General features: G+C 70.4%; 21 protein-coding genes. 8 read left to right on the forward strand and 13 right to left on the reverse strand.

All coding sequences use genetic code 11. The features are described from left to right. Positions 1 to 148: 148 nt before the first annotated feature. The 6 genes from ligA to B0I29_RS39610 all read right to left on the reverse strand — a co-directional run bounded on the left by ligA (position 149) and on the right by B0I29_RS39610 (position 7,598). Positions 149 to 2,413 carry an NAD-dependent DNA ligase LigA gene (gene ligA, locus B0I29_RS39585; RefSeq protein WP_111654375.1) on the reverse strand — a complete coding sequence of 755 codons (2,265 nt, stop codon included), beginning with the start codon at positions 2,411 to 2,413 and terminating at the stop codon, positions 149 to 151. Positions 2,414 to 2,477: 64 nt separating this feature from the next. Then, the gene (locus tag B0I29_RS39590) at positions 2,478 to 3,467 is read right to left on the reverse strand and encodes a methionine synthase (protein ID WP_111654307.1); all 990 of its coding nucleotides are present in this window, start codon (positions 3,465 to 3,467) and stop codon (positions 2,478 to 2,480) included. Further along, positions 3,460 to 4,548, reverse strand: a complete 1,089-nt coding sequence (gene mnmA, locus B0I29_RS39595; RefSeq protein ID WP_111654308.1) for a tRNA 2-thiouridine(34) synthase MnmA — start codon at positions 4,546 to 4,548, stop codon at positions 3,460 to 3,462. Before mnmA ends, B0I29_RS39590 begins: the two co-directional genes overlap by 8 nt. A 9-nt stretch (positions 4,549 to 4,557) precedes the next feature. Continuing rightward, on the reverse strand, positions 4,558 to 5,733 hold the full coding sequence (locus B0I29_RS39600) for a cysteine desulfurase family protein (RefSeq protein ID WP_111654309.1): 1,176 nt from the start codon (positions 5,731 to 5,733) through the stop codon (positions 4,558 to 4,560). Positions 5,734 to 5,869: 136 nt separating this feature from the next. Further along, positions 5,870 to 6,802 (reverse strand): electron transfer flavoprotein subunit alpha/FixB family protein, encoded by a 933-nt coding sequence (locus B0I29_RS39605; protein ID WP_111654310.1) that lies wholly within the window; start codon positions 6,800 to 6,802, stop codon positions 5,870 to 5,872. Between the two features lie 19 nt (positions 6,803 to 6,821). Next, a complete protein-coding gene (locus B0I29_RS39610; RefSeq protein WP_111654311.1) occupies positions 6,822 to 7,598 on the reverse strand; it encodes an electron transfer flavoprotein subunit beta/FixA family protein in 777 nt (258 codons plus the stop codon). A gap of 405 nt (positions 7,599 to 8,003) precedes the next feature. On the opposite strand from B0I29_RS39610, the gene B0I29_RS39615 reads away from it, so the two are divergent. The 3 genes from B0I29_RS39615 to B0I29_RS39625 are packed head-to-tail and all read left to right on the forward strand — an operon-like array spanning position 8,004 to position 9,117. Next, entirely contained in the window at positions 8,004 to 8,387 is a 384-nt protein-coding gene (locus B0I29_RS39615; RefSeq protein ID WP_111654312.1) for a YidH family protein, read from the forward strand. Continuing rightward, on the forward strand, positions 8,387 to 8,686 hold the full coding sequence (locus B0I29_RS39620; RefSeq protein ID WP_111654313.1) for a DUF202 domain-containing protein: 300 nt from the start codon (positions 8,387 to 8,389) through the stop codon (positions 8,684 to 8,686). The genes B0I29_RS39615 and B0I29_RS39620 overlap by 1 nt, the downstream gene beginning before the upstream one ends. A gap of 38 nt (positions 8,687 to 8,724) precedes the next feature. Further along, a complete protein-coding gene (locus B0I29_RS39625) occupies positions 8,725 to 9,117 on the forward strand; it encodes a PLD nuclease N-terminal domain-containing protein (protein WP_111654314.1) in 393 nt (130 codons plus the stop codon). On the opposite strand, the gene B0I29_RS47185 is transcribed toward B0I29_RS39625, so the two are convergent. Then, complete coding sequence (locus tag B0I29_RS47185) at positions 9,114 to 11,276, reverse strand: Hsp70 family protein (protein WP_245973134.1); 2,163 nt, start codon at positions 11,274 to 11,276, stop codon at positions 9,114 to 9,116. The genes B0I29_RS39625 and B0I29_RS47185 overlap by 4 nt on opposite strands. A gap of 42 nt (positions 11,277 to 11,318) precedes the next feature. Then, complete coding sequence (locus tag B0I29_RS39635; RefSeq protein ID WP_111654315.1) at positions 11,319 to 12,092, reverse strand: enoyl-CoA hydratase/isomerase family protein; 774 nt, start codon at positions 12,090 to 12,092, stop codon at positions 11,319 to 11,321. A gap of 81 nt (positions 12,093 to 12,173) precedes the next feature. Between B0I29_RS39635 and B0I29_RS39640 the strand changes: the two genes are divergently transcribed. From B0I29_RS39640 to B0I29_RS39655, 4 genes are read left to right on the forward strand one after another with little or no spacing between them, the layout of a single operon-like run. Beyond that, on the forward strand, positions 12,174 to 12,635 hold the full coding sequence (locus tag B0I29_RS39640) for a DUF6232 family protein (protein WP_111654316.1): 462 nt from the start codon (positions 12,174 to 12,176) through the stop codon (positions 12,633 to 12,635). Then, the gene (locus B0I29_RS39645) at positions 12,632 to 12,985 is read left to right on the forward strand and encodes a DoxX family protein (protein ID WP_111654317.1); all 354 of its coding nucleotides are present in this window, start codon (positions 12,632 to 12,634) and stop codon (positions 12,983 to 12,985) included. Before B0I29_RS39640 ends, B0I29_RS39645 begins: the two co-directional genes overlap by 4 nt. A gap of 57 nt (positions 12,986 to 13,042) precedes the next feature. Then, positions 13,043 to 13,960 (forward strand): methyl-accepting chemotaxis protein, encoded by a 918-nt coding sequence (locus tag B0I29_RS39650; RefSeq protein ID WP_111654376.1) that lies wholly within the window; start codon positions 13,043 to 13,045, stop codon positions 13,958 to 13,960. Between the two features lie 30 nt (positions 13,961 to 13,990). Then, complete coding sequence (locus B0I29_RS39655; RefSeq protein ID WP_111654318.1) at positions 13,991 to 14,536, forward strand: PAS domain-containing protein; 546 nt, start codon at positions 13,991 to 13,993, stop codon at positions 14,534 to 14,536. On the opposite strand, the gene B0I29_RS39660 is transcribed toward B0I29_RS39655, so the two are convergent. The 3 genes from B0I29_RS39660 to B0I29_RS39670 are packed head-to-tail and all read right to left on the reverse strand — an operon-like array spanning position 14,533 to position 17,465. Next, a complete protein-coding gene (locus tag B0I29_RS39660) occupies positions 14,533 to 15,423 on the reverse strand; it encodes a ribokinase (RefSeq protein ID WP_111654319.1) in 891 nt (296 codons plus the stop codon). The genes B0I29_RS39655 and B0I29_RS39660 overlap by 4 nt on opposite strands. A 1-nt stretch (position 15,424) precedes the next feature. Further along, positions 15,425 to 16,252 carry an ABC transporter ATP-binding protein gene (locus tag B0I29_RS39665; RefSeq protein WP_111654320.1) on the reverse strand — a complete coding sequence of 276 codons (828 nt, stop codon included), beginning with the start codon at positions 16,250 to 16,252 and terminating at the stop codon, positions 15,425 to 15,427. Positions 16,253 to 16,286: 34 nt separating this feature from the next. Beyond that, positions 16,287 to 17,465 carry an ROK family transcriptional regulator gene (locus B0I29_RS39670; protein WP_111654321.1) on the reverse strand — a complete coding sequence of 393 codons (1,179 nt, stop codon included), beginning with the start codon at positions 17,463 to 17,465 and terminating at the stop codon, positions 16,287 to 16,289. 172 nt (positions 17,466 to 17,637) lie between these two features. On the opposite strand from B0I29_RS39670, the gene B0I29_RS39675 reads away from it, so the two are divergent. Then, on the forward strand, positions 17,638 to 19,092 hold the full coding sequence (locus tag B0I29_RS39675) for a glycoside hydrolase family 3 N-terminal domain-containing protein (protein ID WP_111654322.1): 1,455 nt from the start codon (positions 17,638 to 17,640) through the stop codon (positions 19,090 to 19,092). A 245-nt stretch (positions 19,093 to 19,337) separates the two neighbouring features. On the opposite strand, the gene B0I29_RS39680 is transcribed toward B0I29_RS39675, so the two are convergent. Beyond that, the gene (locus tag B0I29_RS39680) at positions 19,338 to 20,288 is read right to left on the reverse strand and encodes a type IV toxin-antitoxin system AbiEi family antitoxin domain-containing protein (RefSeq protein ID WP_181558213.1); all 951 of its coding nucleotides are present in this window, start codon (positions 20,286 to 20,288) and stop codon (positions 19,338 to 19,340) included. Positions 20,289 to 20,493: 205 nt separating this feature from the next. Then, entirely contained in the window at positions 20,494 to 25,434 is a 4,941-nt protein-coding gene (locus tag B0I29_RS39685; protein WP_111654324.1) for an NAD-glutamate dehydrogenase, read from the reverse strand. Positions 25,435 to 25,492 lie beyond the last annotated feature (58 nt).

Raw genomic sequence — 25,492 nt, forward strand, 5'->3', positions numbered from 1 at the left:
GCGACCTCCATGATGGCCTCGATCACCGATCGACTACACCATAGATCCACATGGCGCTTTCTAGGTTAAACTACCTATGCGTAACTAAACCGGCATAAGGCGCCAGACGCGGGAATGCTCCTAAATCCCCCGTTTGGGTTACGGCCGATCAGCCGTGCTCGGCGACCTCCCGGGCGGCGTCCGGCCCGTCGCTCAGCAGAACCGTGAAGCCCGCCGCGTCGAGAACCGGCACCTTCAGCGAGAGCGCCTTGTCGTATTTGCTGCCGGGGTTGTCGCCGACCACCACGAAGCCGGTCTTTTTCGACACCGAGCCGCTCACCGTGCCGCCGCGCGAGGTCACCGCCTCGGACGCCTGGTCCCGGGTGAAGCCGCTCAGCGTGCCGGTGACCACCACGGTCAGACCGGCCAGTGGGCGGGGACCGGTGTCGACCCGCTCGTCGGCCATCCTCACCCCGGCGTCACGCCACTTGCGGACGATCTCCCGGTGCCAGTCGACGGTGAACCACTCGCGGAGGCTGTGCGCGATGATCGGGCCGACGTCGGTGACCGCGGCGAGCGGGTCGACGACCTTGGCTTTCCGCTTCGCGGACTCCGCGGCCACGGCAGCCTCGGCCGCCTCCGCCTGGGCCGCTTCACCCTCGGCCGCCTCACCCTCGGCCAACGAGGCGTCAGGCGAACCACCCTCAGACGATGCGGCCCGCACGGCTTCCGCTGCCTCCGCTGTGGCCTCCACGATCGCCGGCTCGGCGGCTGTCCTGGCGAGCAGCTCCTCCAGCGCCGTCATCGAGCCGAACTCGACGGCCAGTGCCTTGGCCGCGGTCGGGCCGACGTGCCGGATCGAGAGCGCGACCAGGATTTTCGCCAGCGGGCGGGATTTCGCCTCGGCCAGGCTCTGCAGCATCTTGCCGGCGTTGGCGCTGAGATCGCCGTTCTGTTTCACGAAGAACGGGACCCGGCGCAGATCATCCTCGGTGAGGCCGAAGAGGTCGCCCTCGTCGTGCAGCGCACCTGAGTCGATCATCGCCCGGGCGGCCTTGGCGCCGAGCACCTCGATGTCGAGAACGTCTCGTTTGCCCACGTGCTCCAGCCGCTCGCGGCGCTGGCCGGAGCAGAACTCGGAGTTCGGACACCGGATGTCGATGTCGCCCTCTTTCGCCGGGGCGAGCGGGGTGCCGCAGTCCGGGCACTCGGCCGGCATCACGAACGGCCGGGCGTCGGCCGGGCGCAGCTCGAGGATCGGGCCGAGGATCTCCGGGATCACGTCGCCGGCCTTGCGCAGCACCACGGTGTCGCCGATCAGCACGCCTTTGCGGGCGACCTCCTGCTCGTTGTGCAACGTCGCCTGGGCGACCACCGACCCGGCCACCTTGACCGGCTCCAGCACCGCATAGGGCGTCACGCGGCCGGTGCGCCCCACGTTGACCGCGATGTCGAGCAGCTTGGTGGTGACCTCCTCGGGCGGGTATTTGAACGCGATCGCCCAGCGCGGCGCCCGGCTGGTCGAGCCGAGCCGGCCCTGGATCGCCACGTCGTCGACCTTGACCACGACGCCGTCGATGTCGTGCTCGACGTCATGGCGGTGCTTGCCGTAGTAGTCGATGAACGCCCGGACGCCGTCCATGTCGTCGCAGAGCCGCCACCGCTCGCTGGTCGGCAGGCCCCACGCTTTCATCACCTCGTAGGCATGGGACTGGGACGCCGGCTGGAAGCCCTCGCGGGCGCCGATGCCGTGCACCACCATGCGCAGGCCACGGGAGGCGGTGATCCGTGGATCTTTCTGCCTCAGGCTGCCGGCGGCGGCGTTGCGCGGGTTCATATAAGGGTCCTTGCCGCGCTCGACCAGGCTCGCGTTGAGGCCGGCGAAGGCCTCGGCCGGGAAGTAGATCTCGCCGCGCACCTCAAGCAGGTCGGGCACGTCGTCACCGGTGAGCCGCTCCGGGATGCCGCCGACCGCGCGCACGTTGGGCGTGACGTCGTCGCCGGTGCGCCCGTCGCCGCGGGTGGCGCCGCGGACCAGGCGGCCTTTCTCATAGGTCAGGTTGATCGCCAGGCCGTCGATCTTGAGCTCGCAGAGGAACCGCACCGGACCGCCGGAGTCACGCACCGTCCGCTCGGCCCAGGTGGCGAGCTCGTCGGTGTTGAAGACGTTGTCCAGCGACATCATCCGCTCGATGTGGTCGACCGAGGCGAAGTCGCTGGAGAAGGTGCCGCCCACATTTTGCGTCGGGGAATCGGGCGTGCGCAGGACCGGGAACTCGGTCTCCAGCGCCTCGAGCTCGCGCAGCAGCACGTCGAAGTCGCCGTCGGTGATCGTCGGCGCGTCGAGCACGTAATAGCGATATTGGTGGCCGCGGATCTCGTCGGCCAGCTCGGCATGACGCGCACTCGCCTGCGGCGTAGGCGAACCGTCCACCACGAACCCCCTGTCAGTGAGACCTATGGAGCACGGTAGCCCCACCCACTGACAAAACTGGGAGTCACACCTCGGAGATGCGCCGACCGGCTTCGGTGAGGGCTTTGAGGACCTCTCGCGCGTACCCAGGGGTGGCTCCCGCCAGGCCGCAGGCCGGCGTGATCACCACCTGCTGGGGCAGCAGCGCCGCCGGGAAGCCGAGCCGCTGCCACAGCGTGGTCACCCGAGCGGCGATCTGCTTGGCGTCCGGCCGGGCCGGGCCGGTCGAGGGGACCGCGCCCACGAAGATGCCCAGTCCGGCCTCGATCGCCTCGCCGAGCGGGTCCAGGTCCTTGACCAGGGAGAGGTCGAGCGAGACGGCGGCGGCACGAGCGTCCCGGACCACCTGCAACGGCAGGTCCGGCGCACAGCAGTGGATCACGACGGGGGCGTCGACGGCCTCGGAGATCGTGCGCAGCCGGGTCGCCGCGGCCGGCGCGGACACCACGCGATAGGCCGACAGGCCACTCTCGGTGGGCACGTGCCCGGCCAGCACGGCCGGCAGCGACGGCTCGTCGAGCTGCAGCAGCACGGTCGCGCCGGGAAGCCGTTTGCGCACGTCGGCGACGTGCCGGCGCAGACCCTCGGCCAGCGAGTCGGTGAGGTCGCGCACCGCGCCCAGGTCACGCAGCATCCGCCCGCCGATCGGCAGGTCGAGGCTGGCCGCGAGGGTCCACGGGCCGGCCGCCTGGATCTTCACCGTGCCGGTGAAGCCGTCACCCTGCTCGGTGAGCTGGTCCAGGTCGCGTTCCAAAAGATCATCGGTACGCCGGAGGTCCTTGCCGGGTCGCGACGCGATCTGCCAGCGCCCGGCGTAGACCTGGACCGGCATCTCGACCAGCAGACCCGCGGTCCGCCCGATCATGTCGGAGCCCGGGCCACGGCCCGGCAGCTCGGCCAGGTGCGGCAGGCTGGGCAGCTCGCCGAAGATGATCCGTTGCGCCTCGGCGACATCGGTGCCGGGCATCGAGCCGATGCCGGTGGCGGACCCGGACGGCCAGGGGAAATCAGGCATTGGCGGCGGCCCGGCTTCCCGCGGTGATGGTCGCGGAGCCGAGCACGATGTCACCGTCGGCGTCCGGCCGATAGGCGACGATGGCCTGACCGGCGGCGACGCCGCGAGCCGGCGACTTCAACCGGGCGGTCAGCACACCGTCTGCCAGCGAGACAGCAGCGGAGACCACCTCACCATGCGCCCGGAGCTGGACCTCGCAGTCGGCGATATCCGCAGACGAGTGCCACACCGGTCGATCCGCGGTCACCACGTCGACCTCGAGATCCTCACGAGGACCAACCGTCACCGTGTTCGACACCGGAGTGATCGAAAGCACATAGCGAGGGCGGCCGTCCGCGGCCGGAACCCGCAGGTCCAGCCCCTTGCGCTGACCGATGGTGAAGCCGTAGGCCCCGTTGTGGGAACCCAGCGTCTCGCCCGTGCGGCCGTCGACGATGTCGCCGGGCGCGCTGCCGAGCTTGCTCTCCAGGAAGCCCCGGGTGTCGCCGTCCGAGATGAAGCAGATGTCGTGCGAGTCAGGCTTGTCGGCGACCGCGAGGTCACGGGCCGCGGCCTCGGCGCGCACCTGCTCCTTCGTCGAGTCACCGAGCGGGAAGACCGCCCGGTCCAGCTGCGCCCGGGTGAGAACGGCCAGAACGTACGACTGGTCCTTGGCGATGTCGACGCTGCGCCGCAGCAGCCCGTCGGCGCCGAGGCGGGCGTGGTGACCGGTCACCACGGCGTCGAACCCGAGCGCCACCGCGCGGTCCAGCACTGCCTCGAACTTGATCTTCTCGTTGCAGCGCAGGCAGGGGTTCGGCGTGCGGCCGGCCGCGTACTCGTTGACGAAGTCGTCGACCACGTTGTCGTGGAACTCCTCCGCCATGTCCCACACGTAGAACGGGATGCCGATCACATCGGCGGCGCGGCGCGCGTCCCGGGAATCCTCCAGGGTGCAGCAGCCGCGCGCTCCGGTCCGGAACGTCTGAGGATTACGGGCCAGCGCCAGGTGGACGCCGGTGACGTCGTGGCCGGCGTCCTTTGCTCGCGCGGCCGCGACCGCGGAATCGACACCGCCCGACATGGCCGCTAGAACTCGCATGACCCCAGCCTATCTGGGTGTCTTCCACGCTCCGGCCCGGCGGGCACGCTCCACCGCACCGGGCAGCGCCGCGAGCAGCGCGTCGACGTCCGCGACCGTGCTGTCGTGACCGAGGGTGAAGCGCAGCGAGGAGCGCGCGCGGGCGTCGTCGGCACCCATCGCGAGCAGCACGTGGCTGGGCTGGGCCACCCCGGCCGAACAGGCCGAGCCGGTCGAGCAGTAGACACCCTGCGCGTCCAGGAGCAGCAGCAGCGCGTCACCCTCGCAGCCGGGGAAGGAGAAGTGCGCGTTGCCGGGGAGCCGATCAGCGGCCGAACCGTTGTAGACGGCGTCCGGAACCAGCGCGCGGACCCGGGCGGCCAGGTCGTCGCGGAGGGCGGCGACGCGCTGGGCGTACTCATCCCGGGTTTTGATCGCGGACTCGACGGCCGCGGCGAACGCGACCACGCCGGGGGTGTCCAGCGTCCCGGAGCGCACGTCGCGCTCCTGGCCGCCGCCGTGCAGCAGCGGCGTGCAGGCGATGTCCCGGCCGAGCAGGAGCGCGCCGGCGCCGACCGGGCCGCCCAGCTTGTGCGCGGTGATGGTGAGTGCCGCCGCACCGCTCGCCGCGAAGTCGACCGGGATCTGGCCGGCCGCCTGCACCGCGTCGGTGTGGAACGGGATGCCCGCGGCGGCCGCGAGCCGCGCCAGCTCGGCGATCGGCTGGATCGTGCCGACCTCGTTGTTCGCCCACTGGACGCTGATCACCGCGATCTGGTCGCCGCGCTCGGCGATCAGATCGGCCACGACCGCCGGATCGACCCATCCGTCGCCGTCGACCGGCAGGGTCACCACCTCGGCGCCTTCCTGAGCGCCGAGCCAGTCGACCGCGTCCAGCACCGCGTGGTGCTCGACAGCGGAGGCGACCACCAGGGTCCGGGCCGGGTCGGCGGCACGCCGCGCCCAGAAGATCCCCTTGACCGCCAGGTTGTCGCTCTCGGTGCCGCCACCTGTGAAGATCACCTCAGAGGGGCGGGCGCCGAGTGCCGCGGCGATCCGCTCGCGGGACTCCTCGACCAGTCGCCGGGCGCCGCGACCGGCCGCATGCAGGGACGACGGATTGCCGACCTCCCGCGCCGCGGCGACGTAAGCGTCCAGTGCGACGGGCAGCATCGGCGTGGTCGCCGCGTGATCCAAGTAGGCCATCGGCTCCAAGCTTAGGCCGTCTTCAGGCGGACGCCCGCAGTCGTCCTAGTGGTAAAGATCAAGCGCGCTTCAGGCGTACCCAGGGAAGAAGAAACGGCCCGGCGGAAAACCGCCGGGCCGTTTCCAGAAGCGGGGTTTACTTGCGCTTGCGCACCTCGTCGGCGGCCTGCGGGACGACCTTGAAGAGGTCACCCACGACGCCGAAGTCGGCGAGCTCGAAGATCGGCGCCTCGGGGTCCTTGTTCACCGCGACGATGGTCTTCGAGGTCTGCATGCCGGCCCGGTGCTGGATCGCACCGGAGATGCCGAGCGCCACGTAGAGCTGCGGCGACACGGTCTTGCCGGTCTGGCCGACCTGGAACTGGTGCGGGTAGTAACCCGAGTCGACCGCCGCGCGGGACGCGCCGACCGCGCCACCGAGCAGGTCGGCGAGCTCCTCGACCAGCTTGAAGTTGTCCGCGTTGCCGACGCCACGACCGCCGGAGACGACGATCGACGCCTCGGTGAGCTCGGGGCGCGAGCCCTTCTGCTCGGCGACCCGCTCGACGACCTTGGTCAGCTTGTCCGCGTCGGAGGCCGACACGGTCAGCGCCTCGGTCGTCGGCGACGCCGGAGCGGCTTCCGGGGTGACCGAGTTCGGGCGGATGGTGACGATCGGCAGGCCCTTGGTGACCTTGGACTTGACGATCGTGGAACCGGCGAAGACCACCTGCGTGGCGGTGCCGTCGGCCTCGACCGAAACCGCGTCGGTGAGCAGGCCGTTGTCCAGCTTGATCGCCAGGCGGGCGGCGATCTCCTTGCCCTCCTGGGTCGAGCCGAGCAGCACGGCGGCCGGCTGCACCTGCTTGACCAGCTCGGCGAGCACGGTGGCCTTCGGCGCCACCAGGTAACCCGCCACGTCCTCACCGGACGCGGTGTAGATCTTCTCGGCGCCGTACTCGGCGAGCTTCGCGGTGTCGGCCTCGCCGAACACCACCGCGGAGACCGAACCGAGCCCACGAGCGATCGTCAGCATCTCGAGGGTGACCTTCTTGACGCCCGCCTCGACAACTACCAGTACTTCAGCCATCTCTCTTACCCGTCCCCGCTCAGACAAACTTCTCGGTGGCGAGGTACGCGACCAGCTGCGTGCCGCCGTCACCCTCGTCAAGGACCTTCGCGCCGCCGGTACGCGCCGGGCGCTTCGAGAACTCCAGCACCTGGCTGGTGGCGCCGGCGAAGCCGACCTCGTCCGCGGAGACGCCGAGGTCGCCCAGGGACAGGCTCTGCACCGGCTTCTTCTTCGCGGCCATGATGCCCTTAAAGGACGGGTACCGCGGCTCGTTGATGGTGTCCCAGACGCTCACGATCGCCGGGGTGGCGGCCGTGACGACCTCGTAACCCTCGTCGGTCTGCCGCTCGACGGTCAGCTGCGAACCGTCCACAGTGAGCTTGCGGGCGCCGGTGAGAGCGGCCACGCCGAGGAGCTCGGCGAGCATGTGCGGGACGACCTGGACACGGCCGTCGGTTGACTCGGCGCCGCTGATGATCAGGTCAGCGTTCAGCGTGCGCAGCGCGGCGGCGAGAACCTTGGAGGTGGCGATCGCGCACGAACCGTGCAGCGCGTCGTCCTGAACGTGAACCGCTTTATCGGGACCCATCGAGAGCGCCTTGCGGATCGACTCGGTGGCGCCGGACGGACCGACCGTCAGAACGGTCACCTCGCCGCCGTGCGCCTCCTTGATCTTCAGCGCTTCCTCGATGGCGTATTCGTCCATCTCGTTGATGACATTGCTCGAGGACGCGCGGTCCACCGAGTAGTCAGCGCTCAGGGCGCGCTCGGCACCGGAGTCGGGTACCTGCTTGACCAGTACGACGATATTCATCGCGCTACTACGACCCTCCTGTTTTGAACGCACCGTTGCGGTCGGCCCACCGCCGGTTGCTCGCGCCTCGCGGCGGACATGTCGGCAAGGTTACCCGCCAGTAGCTTTTCTGTTGCCGGACACCCAGAGTGACTCACCTCACCCACGGCGCGATTGGGATCGCTACAGTGACGACGAGGAGGTGTCTGACATGTCCGGCCAAAACGTCTCACTAGTGAACGGCACCAGTCCGCCCACGACCCATACTCTCCCACCGGGAAAGATCACGGAGCCGCAGTCCCATGGTCGCGCCGGCCCGGACTCTCCGTGGTGCCGCTGCGGCCGCCCGCGTGAGGCCTGCGTCAGTGACGAAGTACGCACCCTCTGGCACCACCTTCTTGACCCGACAGGTCAATAATCGGCCACGTGCTCGGTGACCTGACTCTTTGGTTCGACCCGGAACGCTCGTCGAAGGTGGGCACCACACCGGATTACCGGTTCTCGCTCGCCAACGAACGGACGTTCCTCGCCTGGATCCGCACCGGCCTCGCCCTGATCGCCGGTGGTCTGGCGTGCGCCCAGTTCCTGCCACCGCTGCCGATCGAGCACCTTCGCGAGATCATCTCGATCGTCCTGTTGCTGCTCGGCGGCCTGGTCGCGCTCCGGGCCGTCGACCACTGGGCGCGTACCGAACGGGCCATGCGGCTCGGCACCGCCCTGCCCCGCTCCCGGTTCCCCGCGATTCTCGCCGTGGTGGTCGCCCTCGGCTCGGTCGCGCTGGTCGTCGCAGTGCTGGTCCAGATCTTCTGATGAGTGATCCGGGTGCTTCGCCGGAGCGGACCCGGCTGGCCTGGCGCCGCACCGGGCTCTCCGCCGCCGTGGTCGCGCTGCTCGCCGTGCGGCCCGCCTTCGCACCCGGCGCCGGGCCGGACGAATGGCTGGTCGCGGCCGGTTCGATGATCAGCTGGGCGGCTCTGGCCGGCATCGCCCTGCACCGCGCCGAGGATCTCCGCGCCCGGATTCCGGCCGCTGTTCCGCGCCTGATCCGGGCCTACGCGCTGATCACGGTGGCCCTCGCCGTCCTCGCAGGATGGGTTGTCATGCTCTGATCGTCGCCGTCCTGGCTCGGGCGGGGCATCATTGCGGCATGGTCCGGTTGTTCATCCTTCTGGCCGCGGTGGCGCTCGTCCTCCTCATATTGGCGCTCATCAGCGGTCTCTCGGCGGAGCGTGTCCGCAATCTGCCGCGTGCGGCCTGGCTGCTGGTGATTCTTTTCATCCCGATCGCAGGCCCGGCCGCCTATTTCGCCTGGGGCCGTCCGGTCTCCGGGCCTCGCCGCTCGCCGTCCCGCCCGTCCTCACCCGACGACGACCCGGACTTCCTGCGCTCGATGAACGTGGAGAAGTCCCGTCGCGAGCGCGAGATGCTCGCCGCGTGGGAGGCCGAGCTGAATCAGGAACGCGAGCGCGAGGCCGATCGCGAGGTGCCTCAAGAGAACGAACAGCCGGATGGCGAACAAAAGGACGAAAAGAAGCCCTAGTTCAGACCGATCAGCTTCGCGATGTCCTCGAAGACGTTGATGGCGTCCTCCGCCAGCGGATCGCCATTCGCGTACCCGTAAGCGAGCACCAGCGCGGCCAGCGGCACGATCACCATCGCGATCAGGCTGAGCAATATCTGGACGCTGCGCACGAACCGCCCGCGCCGCTTCTTGCCCTGCCGTTTCGCCGGTTTCTGCGGTTTCTGGCGTTTCTGCTGTTCCGGCTGGTTCTGCTGCCGGATCGGACGGTCGGGACCGGGCGGCTGCGGTCGCTGCGGAGCGGACACGACCGCCCGCGCCGACGGCACCGGACGCGCCGAACCCATCACCGGCGACACCGGTCGCGCTTGCGCGCTCATCGGAGAGATCGGCCGAGCATGTGCCACCACCGGCGGCGACTGCCGCGTCACGCGCGGCGGTGGTCCAGCCTGCCTCTGGGGTACGGGTGACGGCCACCCGTCGTTACGCGGCGGAGGCGTGGCAGCCGTGGCGTCCGGGTCGGGCCGCCAGCTCGACGGGTCGGCGTCCGGCCACGGGTCGACCGGCGGCCGCAGATGCGGCGGGGTGTCCGGGTCGAACTCAGGCTCCCGCCGCTCCTCGGCTGACTTCGCGGCGGGCGCGGGTTCCGCCGGCTGCGGGGTTCGCTGCGGCAGCGGTGTGCTCGCGGGCCGTCGCTGCGGGAGCGGCTCGGCCGGCTGAGCGGTCTCGCCCAGACGCTCGGTCTTGAGCGGCCCGGGATGCTGGAGAGAACTGGCACTTCGCACCTCGGTGGGACCGTTGTCCCCCGGTTGCTCCTCGGATGCCTCCGCCTCCGCCGGCGCTTGCGGGCGGGCGGCGAGGACCGTGGCCTGCTCCGCCTCGGCGGCCAGCTCGGCCGACGGCTGCACCGCGACCGGCGTGGTGACAGCGGGCCGTTCCTCGGTAGGCCCGGCGACCGGCCCGGCGAGCGCGGCCATCTTCGAGCCGGACAGCACCGTGATGCCGTTCGCCTCGGACTCCTGGACAGGCTCGGACTCCCGGACCGCCAGGTATTTCGACGGGAGCCGCATCTCCTCGGTCGGTCCCGGCGCGGCCGGCTCGCTGGTCAGCAGGGCCGCCCCGGCCAGGATGCTGCCCTCGGCCACCACCAGCTCGGGCTGCTCGATCACCACCGGCGGGTCGCCCAGCTCGCGGTGCAGCAGCGTGCCGACCAGCGGGATCCGGCTCGCGCCACCGACCAGGAAGACGCCGGCCAGCTTGCCGTCCGGCAGGTCGGCCCAGCGCAGCAGGTTCTTGGTGATCTGGACGGTCTGCTCCAGCACCGGCCGGGCCACCGTTTCCAGCTCCTCGCGGGTGAGGTGCGCCTCGACGTCGAGCAGCGGCACCACGAAATCGGCGGCCTGCGCCCGGGAGAGACGTTCCTTGGCGATCCGCACGTCATCCCAGAGCTGCCGCCGGGCACGCCGCTCCTCAAGCGTGGAGGGCGCCATCAGCGGCTGCCAGTCGTCGGTGCTCAGGTGCTCGACGACCGCGGCGTCCACGTCCAGCCCGCCGAGATCGTCCCGGCCGTCCACGGCCAGAACCTCAAACCCCGATGAGGTACGCGCCACCACACTCGCGTCGAACGTGCCGGCGCCGAAGTCGTGCACCACCACGACCGACCCGATCGGCACGTCCCGCCCGAGCACCTCGGCGAAGTACGTCGCCGCGGCCACCGGCTCGGCGACCAGCCGGACGCTTTCCAGCCCCGCCTGCGCGGCGGCCTCGGCGAGCAGGGTCCGGCGGGCCGAACCCCAGCTGGCCGGGCAGGTGAGCGTGGTCTCCGGCCGATAGGGCCCCACGGCCCGGTGCCACTCCTCGACGACCCGGGCCAGCACCGCCGCGATCAGCTCGACGACCTCGAACTCACGCTCGCCGAGCAGCACCAGGCCGTCGTCGACGCGGCGTTTCGGGTTCGGCTCGAAGCGGGCCGGGTCGAGCCGGGCGCTGTGCACCGCGTCCCGGCCGACGAGCAGGTTGCCCGCGGCGTCGGCGTAGACGGCGGACGGCAGCAACGGTGAACCGTCGACCAGGATCGGCCGGGCACGGCCGTCCGGCCATCGCGCCACGGCGACGGTGTTCGAGGTGCCGAAGTCGATGCCGAGGGCGTACCGCTTCGGACCACCCTGGTCGATGGACATGACCGCAGTCTAGGCAATGACGCGCCCGTCTCGGTCCCTCCACTACCTCCCGGTGAACTTCGGCTTGCGCTTCTCGACGAAAGCGGTGGTCCCCTCCACCCGGTCGTCGGTGGCGAAGAGCCCCGCGAACAGGTGAGACTCCAGCGCGAGGCCGGAGGCCAGGTCGACACTCAGACCGCCGTCAATCGCCTCTTTGGCGGCGCGCAGCGCGAGCGCCGGACCGGTCGTGTACGGCCTGAGCAGCGCCAGCGCTGTCGAATACACGTCAGCGGCCGGCGCGACCCGGTCGGCCAGCCCGATCCGCAGCGCTTCCTCGGCGTCCACCATCCGGCCGGAGAAGATCAGGTCCTTGGCCTTGGCCGGGCCGACCAGCCGGGCCAGACGCTGGGTGCCGCCGGCGCCGGGGATGATGCCCAGCCTGATCTCCGGCTGGCCGAGCTTGGCGTCGTCGGCCACCACCCGGAAATCGCAGGCGAGAGCCAGCTCACACCCGCCGCCCAGGGCGTACCCGGTGATCGCGGCGGCGACCGGCTTGGGGATCCGGGCGACGGCGTCGAACGCGCTGGAGAGCGCGCCGGCCCGGGCCACCATCTCCTGGTACGTCACGGTCGTGAACTCGGTGATGTCGGCGCCCGCGGCGAAGACCTTCTCCCCGCCGAACACGACCACGGCGCGAACCTGGTCGTCGGTGGAGGCAGCGTGCGCGGCCGAGCGCAGCTCTTCCTGCACCTGGGTGTTCAACGCGTTCATCGGGGGTCTTTCGAGCCGGATCGTGCCGATGCCGTCCGTGACCTCGAGCCGTACGAACTCGCCCACCCGGTGCCTCCTCGCGCTGGGGTCGTTTGGCCGACAGCCTACGACGGGTACGGGATACATTGGGGTCCTCTGGGAGGGGAAATGACGACGTACTACCGAGACCCGGAAGTGCTCATCACATCGTCCGCGGTCCACATGAACAACCAGGACTTCCGGCTGCCCGAGCTGATCCGGGTCTGGTACACCCGAGGCGCTCGTGACTGGAGTGTCATCGCCTGGCGCGGCGCACTCGGCCTGACAATCCTGTTGCCCCTGGTCGCCGGTCTGCTCGCGATCGGCGTCGCGCTGGTCATCGAGGCGACGCTCGCCACCACCCTCGCTCTCGTCGTCGGCGGCATCCTGCTCGGCCTCGCCGCCGTCCCGGTCGCCGACCTGATGCTGGAGCGGGTCGACAGGTCGTACGACAGGGGAAGCCGGAGCCTGGAGATCTGGGGCCGGGTCCCGGGCGGCGACGTGCTGCTGCTGCGCACCGACAACGCCCAGCGTTTCGGCCGCGTCTACCGGGCACTCCAGCGCGCCCTGGAGCCGGCGGTCCGCCGGTGAGGCGTGACGCCGCCGGCTTGGCCGCGCTGCTGACCACGACGGGTGTGCTGCACTTCGTCGCGCCCCGGCCGTTCGACAAGATCGTGCCGCGGTCGCTGCCCGGCTCGCCGCGCACCTGGACGTACCTGAGCGGCGTGGCCGAGCTGGCCGTGGCCGCCGCCGTCGCGCATCCGCGGACCCGCCGGGCCGGTGGCCTGGCCGCCGCGGCGCTGTTCGCCGCGGTCTTCCCGGCCAACGTCAAGATGGCGGTGGACTGGCGGCATGCTCCCCCGGCGCAGCGGGCCGTCGCGTTCGGCCGGCTGCCGCTGCAGGCGCCACTGATCGCCTGGGCCTGGCGCGTGTCCCGCTGATCGCTTCTGGCGAATCCTGATCCGGGATTCGTCCGGCATGTGGACGATGAAAGCATCATGAGCAAGCGAGACATCATCCCCAGCGAGTCCCTGGACGACGCGGTTCGCGTGGTCATCGACGTCTGCTCTCGCGCGCGGGGCGGCGACCTGGAGGCGCGGGTCACCTTCATCGGCGAGTCGGCGCAGGCCGCCGGCCTGCGCGCGGCGGTGAACGGGCTGCTCGACCAGACCGACGCGTTCGTCCGCGAAGCCGGTGCCGCCTCGGCCGCGGCCGCCGAGGGCCGGTTCCATCGCAAGTTCCTCGATCAGGGGCTGAACGGCGTCTACCGGACGGCCGCGCAGCAGATCACCCATTCGAACCAGGTGATGAGCCGGACCGCCGCCGAGTTCGCCGGCGCTGCCCAGGGCCGGCTGCGCCTCGCCGACCAGCTCGAATCCGCCGTGCTCACGGTCTCCGAGCAGGTCGCCACGGCCGCCACCGAGATGGGCGCCTCGGCGAACGGGCTGGCCGATTTCGCCCGGGAGGCGGTCACCGACGCCGAGCGGGGCCTCGGCACGGTCTCCTCGCTGCGCAGCTCCTCCGACGAGATCCGGCACGCCGTCGACCTGATCAACAAGGTGGCGGCACAGACCCGGCTGCTGGCACTCAACGCCACCATCGAGGCGGCTCGGGCCGGCACGGCCGGGCGCGGCTTCGGCGTGGTGGCGAACGAGGTGAAGTCGCTCGCGAACGAGACGAGCGCGTCCAGTGAGGAGATCATGCGGCAGGTCGCCACGGTGCAGCAGGCGGCCGCCGACGCGATCGGCGTGCTGGAGGCGGTGACCGCGCGGATCCGCGAGATGAGCGGTCTTGTCGACGGGATCGCCCGGGCCGTGGACGGCGGCCAGGACGTGACCGATGGCGGGCTGTCCCAGCTCGCCGAAGTGCTGCAGGGCGAGGTGTCCCGGTTCGTCACCATGATCCGCGAGGCCTGAAACCCCGATTTCTCCGCAGAGAAGGTCATCATGCGACTCACCCAGATCCGGCCGACCGGTACCGAACGAACCTTCAGCGACGGTGAGCTGATCGTCACCAAGACCGATCCGCACGGTGTGATCACCTATGCGAACGACGTCTTCCTGCGCATCTCCGCCCTGAGCGAGGCGGAGGCGGTCGGGCAGCCGCACAACGTGATCCGCCACCCGGACATGCCGCGGTCGGTCTTCAAACTGCTCTGGGACACCGTCCAGGACGGGCGGGAGATCTTCGCGTACGTCGTGAACCTCGCCGCCGACGGCGCGCACTACTGGGTGTTCGCGCACGTCACCCCGTCGTTCGACAGCGCCGGACGGGTGATCGGTTACCACTCCAACCGGCGGGTGCCGTCCCGCCCCGCGGTGGCCGCGGCCGACGAGCTGTACGGGCAACTGCGGGCCGCCGAGCGCCGGCACGACCGTACCCAGGACGCGGTTGAAGCCGGTGAGGCCGCGCTGCGGCAGGTGCTCGACGAGCGCGGCCGTACCTATGACGAGCTGGTCTGGGACATCGCGTCGGGCAGCCGCAGACCCTAGGAGTTGTAGAGGGCCTCGATCTCGGCGCGCTCGGGCAGCGCGCCACTCGCGCCGACCCGCTGGACGCAGGCCGCGCCGGCCGCGTTGGCCCAGCGGACCGCGTCGAGCAGATCACGGCCCTCGCCCCAGGCGACGGCGAGCGCGCCGGTGAACGCGTCACCGGCGGCAGTGGTGTCGGCCACCTCCACCGGGAACGCCGGGATGTGCACGTCCTGGCCGTCGCGGTCGGCGTACCGGGCGCCGGAGCCGCTGAGCGTCAGCACCACCCGGGGCACCAGGGCCAGCAGCGCGCCCATGTCGGGTTCCCCGGTGCCGGCCACGGCCCGCGCCTCGATCTCGTTGACCAGCAGCAGGTCCACCTCGTCCAGCAGACCGGGCGGCAGGTCACGGGCGGGCGCGGCGTTCAGGATGGTCCGGGTGCCGCCCGCGCGGCCGGCACGCAGCGCGGCGTGCACCGTCTCCATCGGGATCTCCTGCTGGCAGAGCAGTACGTCGGCCTCGCCGATCACCGCCTGCTCGTCGGCGGTGAGGCCGGTGAAGGTCCGGTTCGCCCCGGGACTGACCAGGATGGAGTTCTCCCCGGCATGGTCCACCATGATCACTGCTACGCCGGACGTGCCGTAGCTCGTGCGTACCCAAGTGGTGTTGACGCCTGTAGCCGCGAGTCGCGCGCCCAGGGTGACCCCGAACGCGTCTGAACCGATCGCGCCGAGGAACGTGGTCTCGCCGCCGGCCCGAGCCGCCGCGATGGCCTGGTTGGAGCCCTTGCCGCCGGGCGCCATCACGAAGTCGTCGCCGAGCACGGTTTCACCCGGTCGGGGCAGCGTGGGCGCCAGACCGACCAGGTCCATGTTCGCGCTGCCCACCACGACCACCTTGGGCGCCATCTCAGGCGGCCCGTGCCGTGTAGCGGTCGCCGAACCGGTCCACCACCAGCGGAAGCCCGAACGTCTTGGTCAGGTTTTCCGCGGTGAGCACCTCGCCGAGCAGGCCGGACGCGACCGTGCCGCCCTCGCGCAGCAGCAGGCCGTGGGTGAATCCCGGCGGGATCTCCTCGACGTGGTGGGTCACCAGGACCATGGCCGGGGCGTCCGGGTCGAGCGCCAGCTCGCTCAGGTGACCGATCAGGGTCTCCCGGCCGCCCAGGTCGAGCCCGGCGGTCGGCTCGTCGAGCAGCATCAGCTCGGGGTCGGTCATCAGGGCACGGGCGATCTGGGTGCGCTTGCGCTCACCCTCGGACAGCGTGCCGAACGAACGGTCGGCGAAAGCAGCGATGCCGAGCTGGTCGAGCAGCTCACGGGCGCGGGCCTCGTCCAGCGGGTCGTAATCCTCCCGCCAGCGGCCGACCACCGACCACGCGGCGGTCATCACCACGTCCAGCACTCTCTCGTCCGGCGGCACCTGGTCGGCGAACCGGCCGGTGGTTATGCCCACCCGGGTACGCAACTCGTTCACGTCCGTGCGCCCCAGCTTCTCGGCCAGCACGTACGCCTGGCCGCTGGTCGGGTGCATCCGGGCGGAAGCGAGGTTGAGCAGGGTGGTCTTGCCGGCGCCGTTCGGGCCCAGCACCACCCATCGCTCGTCGAGCTCGACCTGCCAGGACAGGTCACGAATCAGGAAATTCCCCGCGCGGACCACGCTGACGCGGTCGAAGGCGATGACGGTGTCCTCGTCGGGCGGAATGGATACGGCAGCCTCCAGCACGCGTCCATCCAACCATGTGGGCCTGTTGTTTCCCGGCACCACCTACTCAGTCGGTGGTCGAGCCGAACACCTCGTCGCGGACCGCGTCCAGAGCCGTCCGCAGGGCGCCGTGCAGCACCGGCTCGGACGCCACGGCGGTCACCACGACCTTCGGCGAGACCAGAGTTATGGCCGCGACCTCACGTTCCACCCGGTCGGCCAGGGCGGCGCCACCGGCACGGCTCACCTCGCCGGCCAGCACCACGAGCGGCGGGTCGAGCACCACGCAGGTGGCGGCGACACCGAGCGCCAGCCGCCGGGCCAGCTCGTCGAGGACCGGCTCACCGGCCGGACCGGCCGCGACCGCCGCGCGGACCACGTCGGACGCCTCGGCGCCCCGGAAGCCGAACTGCTTGCCGATCGCCTTCACCGCGTCGGCGCCGGCGATCGCCTGGAACGCGCCCTTCACCCCGCGCCGGGACGCGTTGTGCGGCACCTCGGCGCCGGCCACCGGCAGGTACCCGATCTCACCGGCCGCACCGGTGGCGCCCTGGTGCAGGCGGCCCGCGATGACGGTGGCGAGACCGACGCCGCGACCGATCCAGATCAGCGCGAAGTCGCTGACCCCGGTGGCCGCGCCACCGGTGCCGGACTCGGCGACGGCGGCGAGGTTCACGTCGTTGCCGAACAGGACCGGGGTACTCAGGTCCTTGCGCAGCTCGGCCAGCAGGCCGCGGTGCCAGCGGGGCAGGTCGTGCGCGAAGGAGATCTCGCCGGACTCGGGGTCGACCAGGCCGGGGGTGCCGAGCACGACGCGGCGGACCGAGGACATGTCGGTCCCGGCCTCGGTCGCGGCCTGGATCACCGCGTTGTGCACCACGCCGACCGGGTCGTCGGTGTCCTTGGTGCTCTGCTCGACCCGGCTGATGATGGTGCCGGTGATGTCGGCACAGGCCGCGACGACGCAGTCCGGGCCGACGTCGACGCCGATGACGTGGGCACTACCGGGGGTGACGGCGTACAGCTGAGCGTTCGGGCCACGGCCGCCGGCCTGCTCGCCGACCCGGCGGACCAGACCGCGTTCTTCGAGGCGTTCCACCAGCTGGGATGCGGTGACTTTGCTGAGGCCGGTCATCTCGCCGAGCTGCGCCCGTGTCAGAGGTCCACGGGTGAGCAGAAGGTCCAGCGCCGCACGGTCGTTGAGTGCGCGCAGCAGCCGGGGCGTGCCCGGGAGACGGGTGGCCATAGCGTTGTCCTTAATACTAAAGGTTCTTTCCTGTTACAGTGTCGACGCTCAAACCGCAGCCGCAGCGTAACGGTAGGCGACGTTGCCTAGCCGGAGGGTGGCTCATCGACTCCGAGCGATCATGGCAGGTCGCAGGTCTTCCGGACCAGATCCGCGCCATCGGAAGGACAACATGTCTCACGACCCGGGCCTTCGCCGGCTCGCCCTGCGTACCCTGCTCGCCGCCTTCCCCGGTGCCACGGCGCCGGACTGGGCGCTCCAGCTGGTCGCCGACGGGCTCGCCGGGCACACCCTTTTCGGGACGAACGTGGTCGACGCCGCACAGGTGGCGGCGCTCAACGGCACCCTGCGGGCGGCCCGCCCCGACGTGCTGATCGCGATCGACGAAGAGGGTGGCGACGTCACCCGGCTGGGCCACCGCACGGGTAGCCCGTACCCGGGAAACGCCGCGCTCGGCGCGGTCGACGACCCGGAGCTCACCCGGCGGGTCTACGCCGCGGTCGGCGGTGACCTGGCCGCCGCCGGCGTGAACCTCAACCTGGCGCCCACCGTCGACGTCAACACCGCCGACGACAACCCGATCATCGGGACCCGCTCGTTCGGAGCCGACCCGGCCCTGGTCGCCCGGCACGCCGCCGCGGCCGTGACCGGGCTCGAATCGGCCGGCGTGGCGGCCTGCGCCAAGCACTTCCCCGGCCACGGCGCCACGGTCAGCGACTCGCACCTCGAACTGCCCACCGTCGACGTGCCACTCAGCCTGCTGCGCGAGCGCGACCTGCCGCCGTTCGCCGCCGCCGTCTCCGCCGGGGCGCAGGCCGTGATGAGCGCGCACATCCGGGTTCCCGCGCTGACCGGCGAGCTGCCGGCCACGTTCAGCCGGGCCGCGCTGACCGGCCTGCTCCGCGACGAGCTGGGCTTCCGCGGCGCGATCGTCACCGACGCGCTGGAGATGCGGGGCGCCGCCGGAGCGGCCGGTAGCATCCCGCTCGCCGCGGTGGCCGCCCTCTCCGCGGGCGCCGACCTGCTCTGCATCGGCGCGCAGGTCACCCGGGAACTGGTGGAGGATGTCGCCGCCGAGATCGCCGTGGCTGCCGGTGACGGGCGTCTTCCTCTCGAACGACTGGAGGGTGCGGCCGCGCGTACCGCCGCGCTCGCCGCCTGGGCGGCGACACCGCGCCCGGCGGCCGCGTCCGATCTCGCGCTGGGCGTTGCCGCGGCCCGCCGTGCGGTACGCGTGGAGGGCTCCCCCGCCGCACTGACATCCCCCCTGGTCGTCCAGCTGGTATCCGGCTTCTCGATCGCCGAGGGCCGGGTGCCGTGGGGTCTGCGCCCGCACCTCAACGGAACCGAGCAGATCGAGATCGTGGCGGCCTCGACGACACCGGAGCAGGTGGCCGAGCTGGCCGGGGAACGCCCGATCGTGGTGGTCGGCCGGCGCATCCACAGCATGCCTGCGGCCAGGACGCTGGTGGAGAAGCTGGCCGCCGGCCGCCCGGTGGGCGTCGTGGAGATGGGCTGGCCGTCGAGCTGGCGGCCGGAAGGCGTGAGCGCGTTCGTGGTCACCCACGGCGCGAGCCTGGCGAACGGCCGCGCGGCCGCCGAGGTCATGAATCTGGCTCATCACTGAGAGTGATCGTCGGCAGGATTATTGCGTTAGATGTCGGTAAAGTCCGGTCTTTCTGCCCGAATCGGACTAACCGAACGGACAATCCGGTCACGCAGCGGTTCCGGCACGGACCGGTCACGCCGTAGCGTCATGCCCGCAGGTGGGTCTGGGGACGTCGCGGACCTCGGCTCGGGACCAGACGAGCCGCGACGCAGACGGTGAGCCGGGCCAGGGTGGACTACGGGAGCAGTCCCCCAACGCCCGGCTCACCACCTGCCTTTTCCGCACATCTGGCGGCACCGTTTCATCTCTCCGCGCCAGCCTCGGGAACGCAGCACCTCGGCGACCTGCTCGGCGACGGCACACGGGGTCGCGCTCACGTCCGCAGCGCCATACCGGAGCACCACCTCCCCCGACTGCGCCGCGGCGTTGTCCCTGCGGAAATCCCGCCACCGCCGTTCCGCCGGATGTGCCGCCTGACCGTCGAGCTCAACCCGGACACCGTGGTCGAGGTAGTAGACGTCGTCGTACCAGTAACCACCCCGGCGCGGGCGTCGCTGCTGGCGCACGGCGGCCGGCAGTCCATGCGCCCGTTCCACGGCACGCAGATAACGCCACTCCAGAACCGATGCGCAGCCGGCATCCGCCTCGGCGAGCAGTTCGGCGAGGCGGCGCCGTCGCAGCAGCCGCGGCCGATCGTGGAGTGCGCGGGCGAGGCGAGCCGGCGTGGTGAGACGACGGCCGCAGGCTGCGGCGATCCACCTCATCGCTTCCTCTTCTTCCGTGGCCGCCGAAGCCAGATCGAGAACCGTGTCCTCGACCCGGGTCTGCGGTGGCAGCCGGGCCGGATGCCGCCGCGCTGCCGACCGGGTGCCACGGTGCACCACGATTCCGGACGCCCGCCTGATGTGCCGGTCGGCGGGGATGAGCACGTGGATCGCGTCATGCCCGTCCTCGTGTTCGGCCAGGCCCAGCTCCTCCGCGGCCGATCGGTGTGACAGCAGCGCGCCGGGCCCGGCTGACAGAACGGCGGCCCAGCGCATCGCGGGTCTTCGCACCTCGCCGCTGAAAGTCGCATAAACGCCGGGGTAGAGCCGTTGCCAACGGCCGGATTCGAGAAGGTTCCGAACCTTGTCGGGGCTCAGTCCGGCTCGGAAGGCTTGGGCTCGGCTGATGATTCCGCGCTGTCGGCCGCTGATCTCGTCGATTCTCGCCATGACATCGACGGTTCGCCCGATTGGACGGTTCCGCCAGCGGCCCTGTGGACGGCCCGGAAATGTGGAAAACACTGCCTGGAGCATCACTGGTGCTATATGCCCCGCGATTCTCCACAAACCAGAAAGGCTCCAAGATCGGCCCCGGGGCCGGGACGCGCGGGCTCAGCTGGGCCGCCCGTCGTTGACGGGCGGCCCAGCTCCTCCGTTATGACGCCGAAGAGGTCTTCACCAGGGTTCGGATCTGGCGTAGCAGCACCGACAGCGCTGCCAGGTCGGCCGGGGAGTCCTCCACGTTGCCCATCGCGTTCGAGGCACGGGCGATCGACGCCGCGTTCACCTGTTCCCACTCCGAGACCCGGTCCTCCGGCTTCGAGCCCGACGGTGTCGACTGCAACACCTCGGCTGTCAGCGCGGCCAGCGCCGCGTACAGGTCGTAGCGCAGCGCCATCCGGGCCAGCGTCTGCCACCTGTCGTTACGGGGCAGGCGGGAGATGTGGGACAGCAACGTGTCCACACCGAACCGCTCGGACAGCACGAAGTAGACCTCGGCCACCTCGGGCGCGTCCTTGCCGGTCAGCGCCGACGTCTCCAGGATGTCGAGCAGGCCGAAGCCGTAGAACACCCTGGCCACCGCCTCGGAGAGCTGCTCCGGAACCTCGTTGCCGGTCAGCGTGGTGACCCGCAGCTCCAGGTTGCGGCGTTCGGCGCCGACGATGACCTGGGGCAGGCGCGGCATCAGCTCGGTGACACCGGGCCGCAGCTTCGCGACCTCGGCGACCACGTCGATCGGCGAGCGCCGGGTGCTGCACAGCCAGCGGACCGCCCGGTCGAGCAGCCGCCGGGTCTCCAGCAGGACCGTCGTCTGCGCGGCGGTCGGCACCTGGTTGTCGAGGCCTTCGGCCGCCGCCCAGATCTCCTTGAGGCCGTAGACGTCGCGAATCACGACGTATGCCCTGATCACGTCGGCCGCCGACGCGCCGCTCTCCTCCATCGCCCGGTAGACGAAGGAGGTGCCGCCCCGGTTGACCACCTCGTTCACCAGCGCCGTCGAGATGATCTCCCGCCGCAGCCGGTGGCCGGCCATCCGGCTCGCGAAACGCTCGCGCAGCGGAGTCGGGAAATACCGGACCAGAACGTCGTTGGTCCAGCTCTCGTCGACCAGCTCATCCGCGAGAACCTCGCGCTCCAAACTGATCTTCACGTACGCGAGGAGCACGGCGAACTCCGGAGCAGCGAGTCCTTCACCCTGCTCGTGGCGAGCGGCCAGTTCCTTGTCGGTAGGCAGGGCCTCGAGTTCACGGTTCAGCTCGCCGCGGCTCTCCAGGGCCTTCAGCATCCGCCGGTGCACCGGGAGCAGCGAGTGCGCCTGCGCCCGGGCGTTGCCGAGCGCCATCGCCTGCTCGTAGTTGTCGCGCAGCACGAGCGCGCCGACCTCGTCGGTCATCGCGGCCAGCAGCTCGTCACGCTGCTCGATGGTCATCTCGCCGTCGGTGACCGCCCCGCCGAGCAGGATCTTGATGTTGACCTCGTGGTCGGAGCAGTCCACACCCGCGGAGTTGTCGATGAAATCGGTGAAGACCCTGCCGCCGGCCCGGGAGAACTCGATCCGGCCCTTCTGGGTGAGACCGAGGTTGCCGCCCTCGCCGACCACCTTGACCCGCAGGTCGCTGCCGTTGATCCGGATCGCGTCGTTGCCCTTGTCGCCGACGTCGGCGTGCGACTCGGAGACCGCCTTCACATAGGTGCCGATGCCGCCGTTGAAGTACAGGTCGACAGGCGCCTTGAGGATCCCGCGCATCAGATCTGACGGGCTGATCGAGGTCGCCTCGCCGAGTCCGAGCGCCTCACGGATCTGCGGCGAGACCGGGATCGACTTGGCGCCGCGCGGGTAGATGCCGCCACCCTCGCTGATCAGGGACTCGTCGTAGTCGGCCCAGGAGGATCGGGGCAGGTCGAACAGTCGCTGGCGTTCCGCGTACGAAATCGCGGCGTTGGGGTTGGGGTCCAGGAAGATGTGGCGGTGGTCGAAGGCCGCCACCAACCGGATGTGCTGCGAGAGCAGCATGCCGTTGCCGAAGACGTCGCCGGACATGTCGCCGACGCCGACCACCGTGAAGTCCTCGGTCTGGGTGTCGACGCCCAGGTCACGGAAGTGCTTCTTGACCGATTCCCACGCGCCGCGGGCGGTGATGCCCATCTTCTTGTGGTCGTAACCGGCCGAGCCGCCGCTGGCGAACGCGTCAGCGAGCCAGAAGTCCTTGCTCACCGAGATCGCGTTGGCGATGTCGCTGAACGTTGCGGTGCCCTTGTCCGCGGCCACCACCAGGTAGGGGTCGTCGCCGTCGTGGCGCACCACGTCCTGCGGCGGCACGATCTTGCCGCTCAGGATGTTGTCGGTGACGTCCAGCAGCGCGGTGATGAAGCCCTTGTAGCACTCCACCGCCTCGTCCCGGTCGCCCGGTTTCTGCTTCAGCACGAAGCCGCCCTTGGCGCCGACCGGGACGATCACCGAGTTCTTCACCATCTGGGCCTTCACCAGACCCAGGACTTCGGTACGGAAATCCTCACGCCGATCGGACCAGCGCAGACCACCACGAGCGACCGCCCCGAACCGCAGGTGCACCCCCTCGAACCGCGGCGAGTAGACGAAGATCTCGTACTTCGGCCGGGGCTGGGGCAGGTCCGGGATGGCCTGCGGGTCCAGCTTGAACGCCACGTACGACTTCGGCCGTCCCTCGGTGCCACGCTGGAAGAAGCTGGTCCGCAGGGTGGCCTCGATCAGCGTCAGGTACGAACGCAGGATCCGGTCCTGGTCCAGGCTCTCCACCTGGTCGAGCAGCTCGGTGATCCGATCGCGCAGCGCGGCGGCCCGGCGGGCTCGGTCGGCCTCGCCCACCTCCAGCGACGGCGAGAACCGGGTCTCGAAGAGCCGCACCAGCAGGCCGGCGATCTCCGGGTACGCGATGAAGGTCGACTCCACGTACCGCTGGGAGAAGACGGTCCCGGTCTGACGGAGATATTTCGCGTACGCCCGGAGCACCACCACCTGACGCCAGGTCAGCCCGGCCCGGAGCACCAGCTCGTTGAAGCCGTCCACCTCGGCCTCACCACGCCAGGCGGCAGCGAACGCGTTCTCCACCTGCGGGCGTACCTCGGCGAGCTCGCGGTGACCCGCCGGTGGGAGCAGGCCGAAGTCGTACAGGTAGATCACGCCGTCGTCGCGGCGGATCTCGTACGGCCGCTCGTCGGTGACCCGGACGCCGAGCGAGTGCAGCACCGGGAGCACCGCGGAGAGCATCATCGGCTCGCCGTACCGGTAGACCTTGAAGCGCACGTCGCGCTCGTCCGGCTCGGGCACGCCGTCCGGGCTCAGCCGGCGCCGCCGGAACAGGTGCATCGCCAGCTGGCCCGGCTCTTCGAGCAGCTCCAGCTTCGCGAGATCCTGCATGCCTTCGTACGGGGTGTGCCCGTTCTTGTAGCTCTCCGGGAACGCCGCGGAGTACCTGTGGAAGAGCGTCTTGGCCTGCTCGTCGCCGAGTTTGCGCTCCAGCACCAGGGAGAAGTCGTCGTCCCACATCCGGGTCGCGTCGGCCAGCAGCTCGGCCAGCTCGTTCGGATCGACCGGCCCGGGCGGCGCCGCCGGGTCGGTACGCACGATGAAGTGCACCCGAGCCAGCATCCGCTCGGTGACCCGGGTGGTGTAGTCGACACCGACACCGTTCAGCTCGCGGAGCAGGATCTCCTGCATCCGCAGCCGGTTGCCGGTGGTGAACCGGTCCCGGGGCAGGTAGATCAGGCAGGAGATGAACCGTCCGTACCCGTCGCGCCGCAGGAACAGGCGCAGCTGACGCCGGCCGGCCATCCGCAGCACACCGATGACGGCCTCGTACAGATCATCGGTCTTGATCTGGAAGAGCTCGTCCCTCGGATAGGTCTCCAGGATCTGCAGCAGGTCCTTGCCGGAGTGCCCGCGCGGTGAGAGGCCGGAGCGTTCCAGCACCTCCATCACCTTGCGCTTGACCACCGGTAGCTGGCGCACGCTGGTCCGGTAGGCCGACGAGGAGAAGAGACCGAGGAAGCGCCGCTCGCCGATCACCGAGCCGTCCGCGTCGAAGACCTTCACGCTGATGTAGTCGAGGTAGGCCGAGCGGTGCACTGTCGCCCGCGAGTTCGCCTTGGTGATCACCAGGAGCCGTTTTTCCAGGACCCTCTGGTACGCCTCGGGCGCCATCGTGGCGAGCCGCCGCGGCTTGCTCGCCCCACGCATGATGCCGAGGCCGGTGCCGGGAACCGCGGTCAGGACGCCGTCGTCCAGGTGGTACTCGCGGTATCCGAGGAACGTGAAGTGATCGTTGGCGAGCCACTGGAGCAACTCGATCGTGTCGGTGACGTCCTTCTCCGGGACCGGCGGCATCGTGCCGGACTCGTGAGCGGCGTTCAGCTCTTCGGAGATGACCATGGCGCGCTGCCGCATCCTGGGCCAGTCCTCGACCGCGTCCCGGACGTCGGTGAGCACCCGGCGGACCTCGTTGAGCAGCTGCTCGCGGGCGTCCGGGCGGCGGACTGGGTCGATCTCGATCCGGATCCAGCTCTCGACCAGATCGCCCTCGATCGCGTCGTCCGGCTCGACCTCCGGCTCCACCTGCGAGAGCGCGCCCAGCGGCTCGCGGCGCACCACGATCAGCGGGTGCACCAGCAGATAGACCTGCAGATTGTGGGCGGTGAGCAGGGCCATCACCGAGTCGACGAGGAACGGCATGTCGTCGGTCACGATCCGCAGGACGGTGTGGCCCTGGGATCCGGTCGGTTCGGTGATGGACAGCTTCACCTCGCCCGGCAACCGGTTGCGGGCCAGATCGCGGTGGGCGATCGTGGCCGCGAACATCTCGTCGGGTGTGTACCCGACCAGTTCCTCGTCGGGGGCGAACCGCCAGAAGCGGTCGACCAATGATGCGGTGGTGGTGTCCTCGCCCGCTCGCTGAACAGCCTGCGCGACCAGTCTCTCGGCGTTCGGGAGAGGCTCGTCGAGCTCTCCCGAATCGGTTGACGCGCCCAATCGCCCGGTGAGGGCGAGTCCGGGCTGCGGCGCCGAAGGATCGGGCACAGTCTGATCAGAATCGGTCGCTGCCTCGTCGGCGACAGCCATGGCTCCGGCGCTCCCCTCACCCACGGCACTGTGGGCTTGAACGTGTCGACCACAGACT

Source organism: Actinoplanes lutulentus (assembly GCF_003259845.1).
GTDB lineage: Bacteria > Actinomycetota > Actinomycetes > Mycobacteriales > Micromonosporaceae > Actinoplanes > Actinoplanes lutulentus.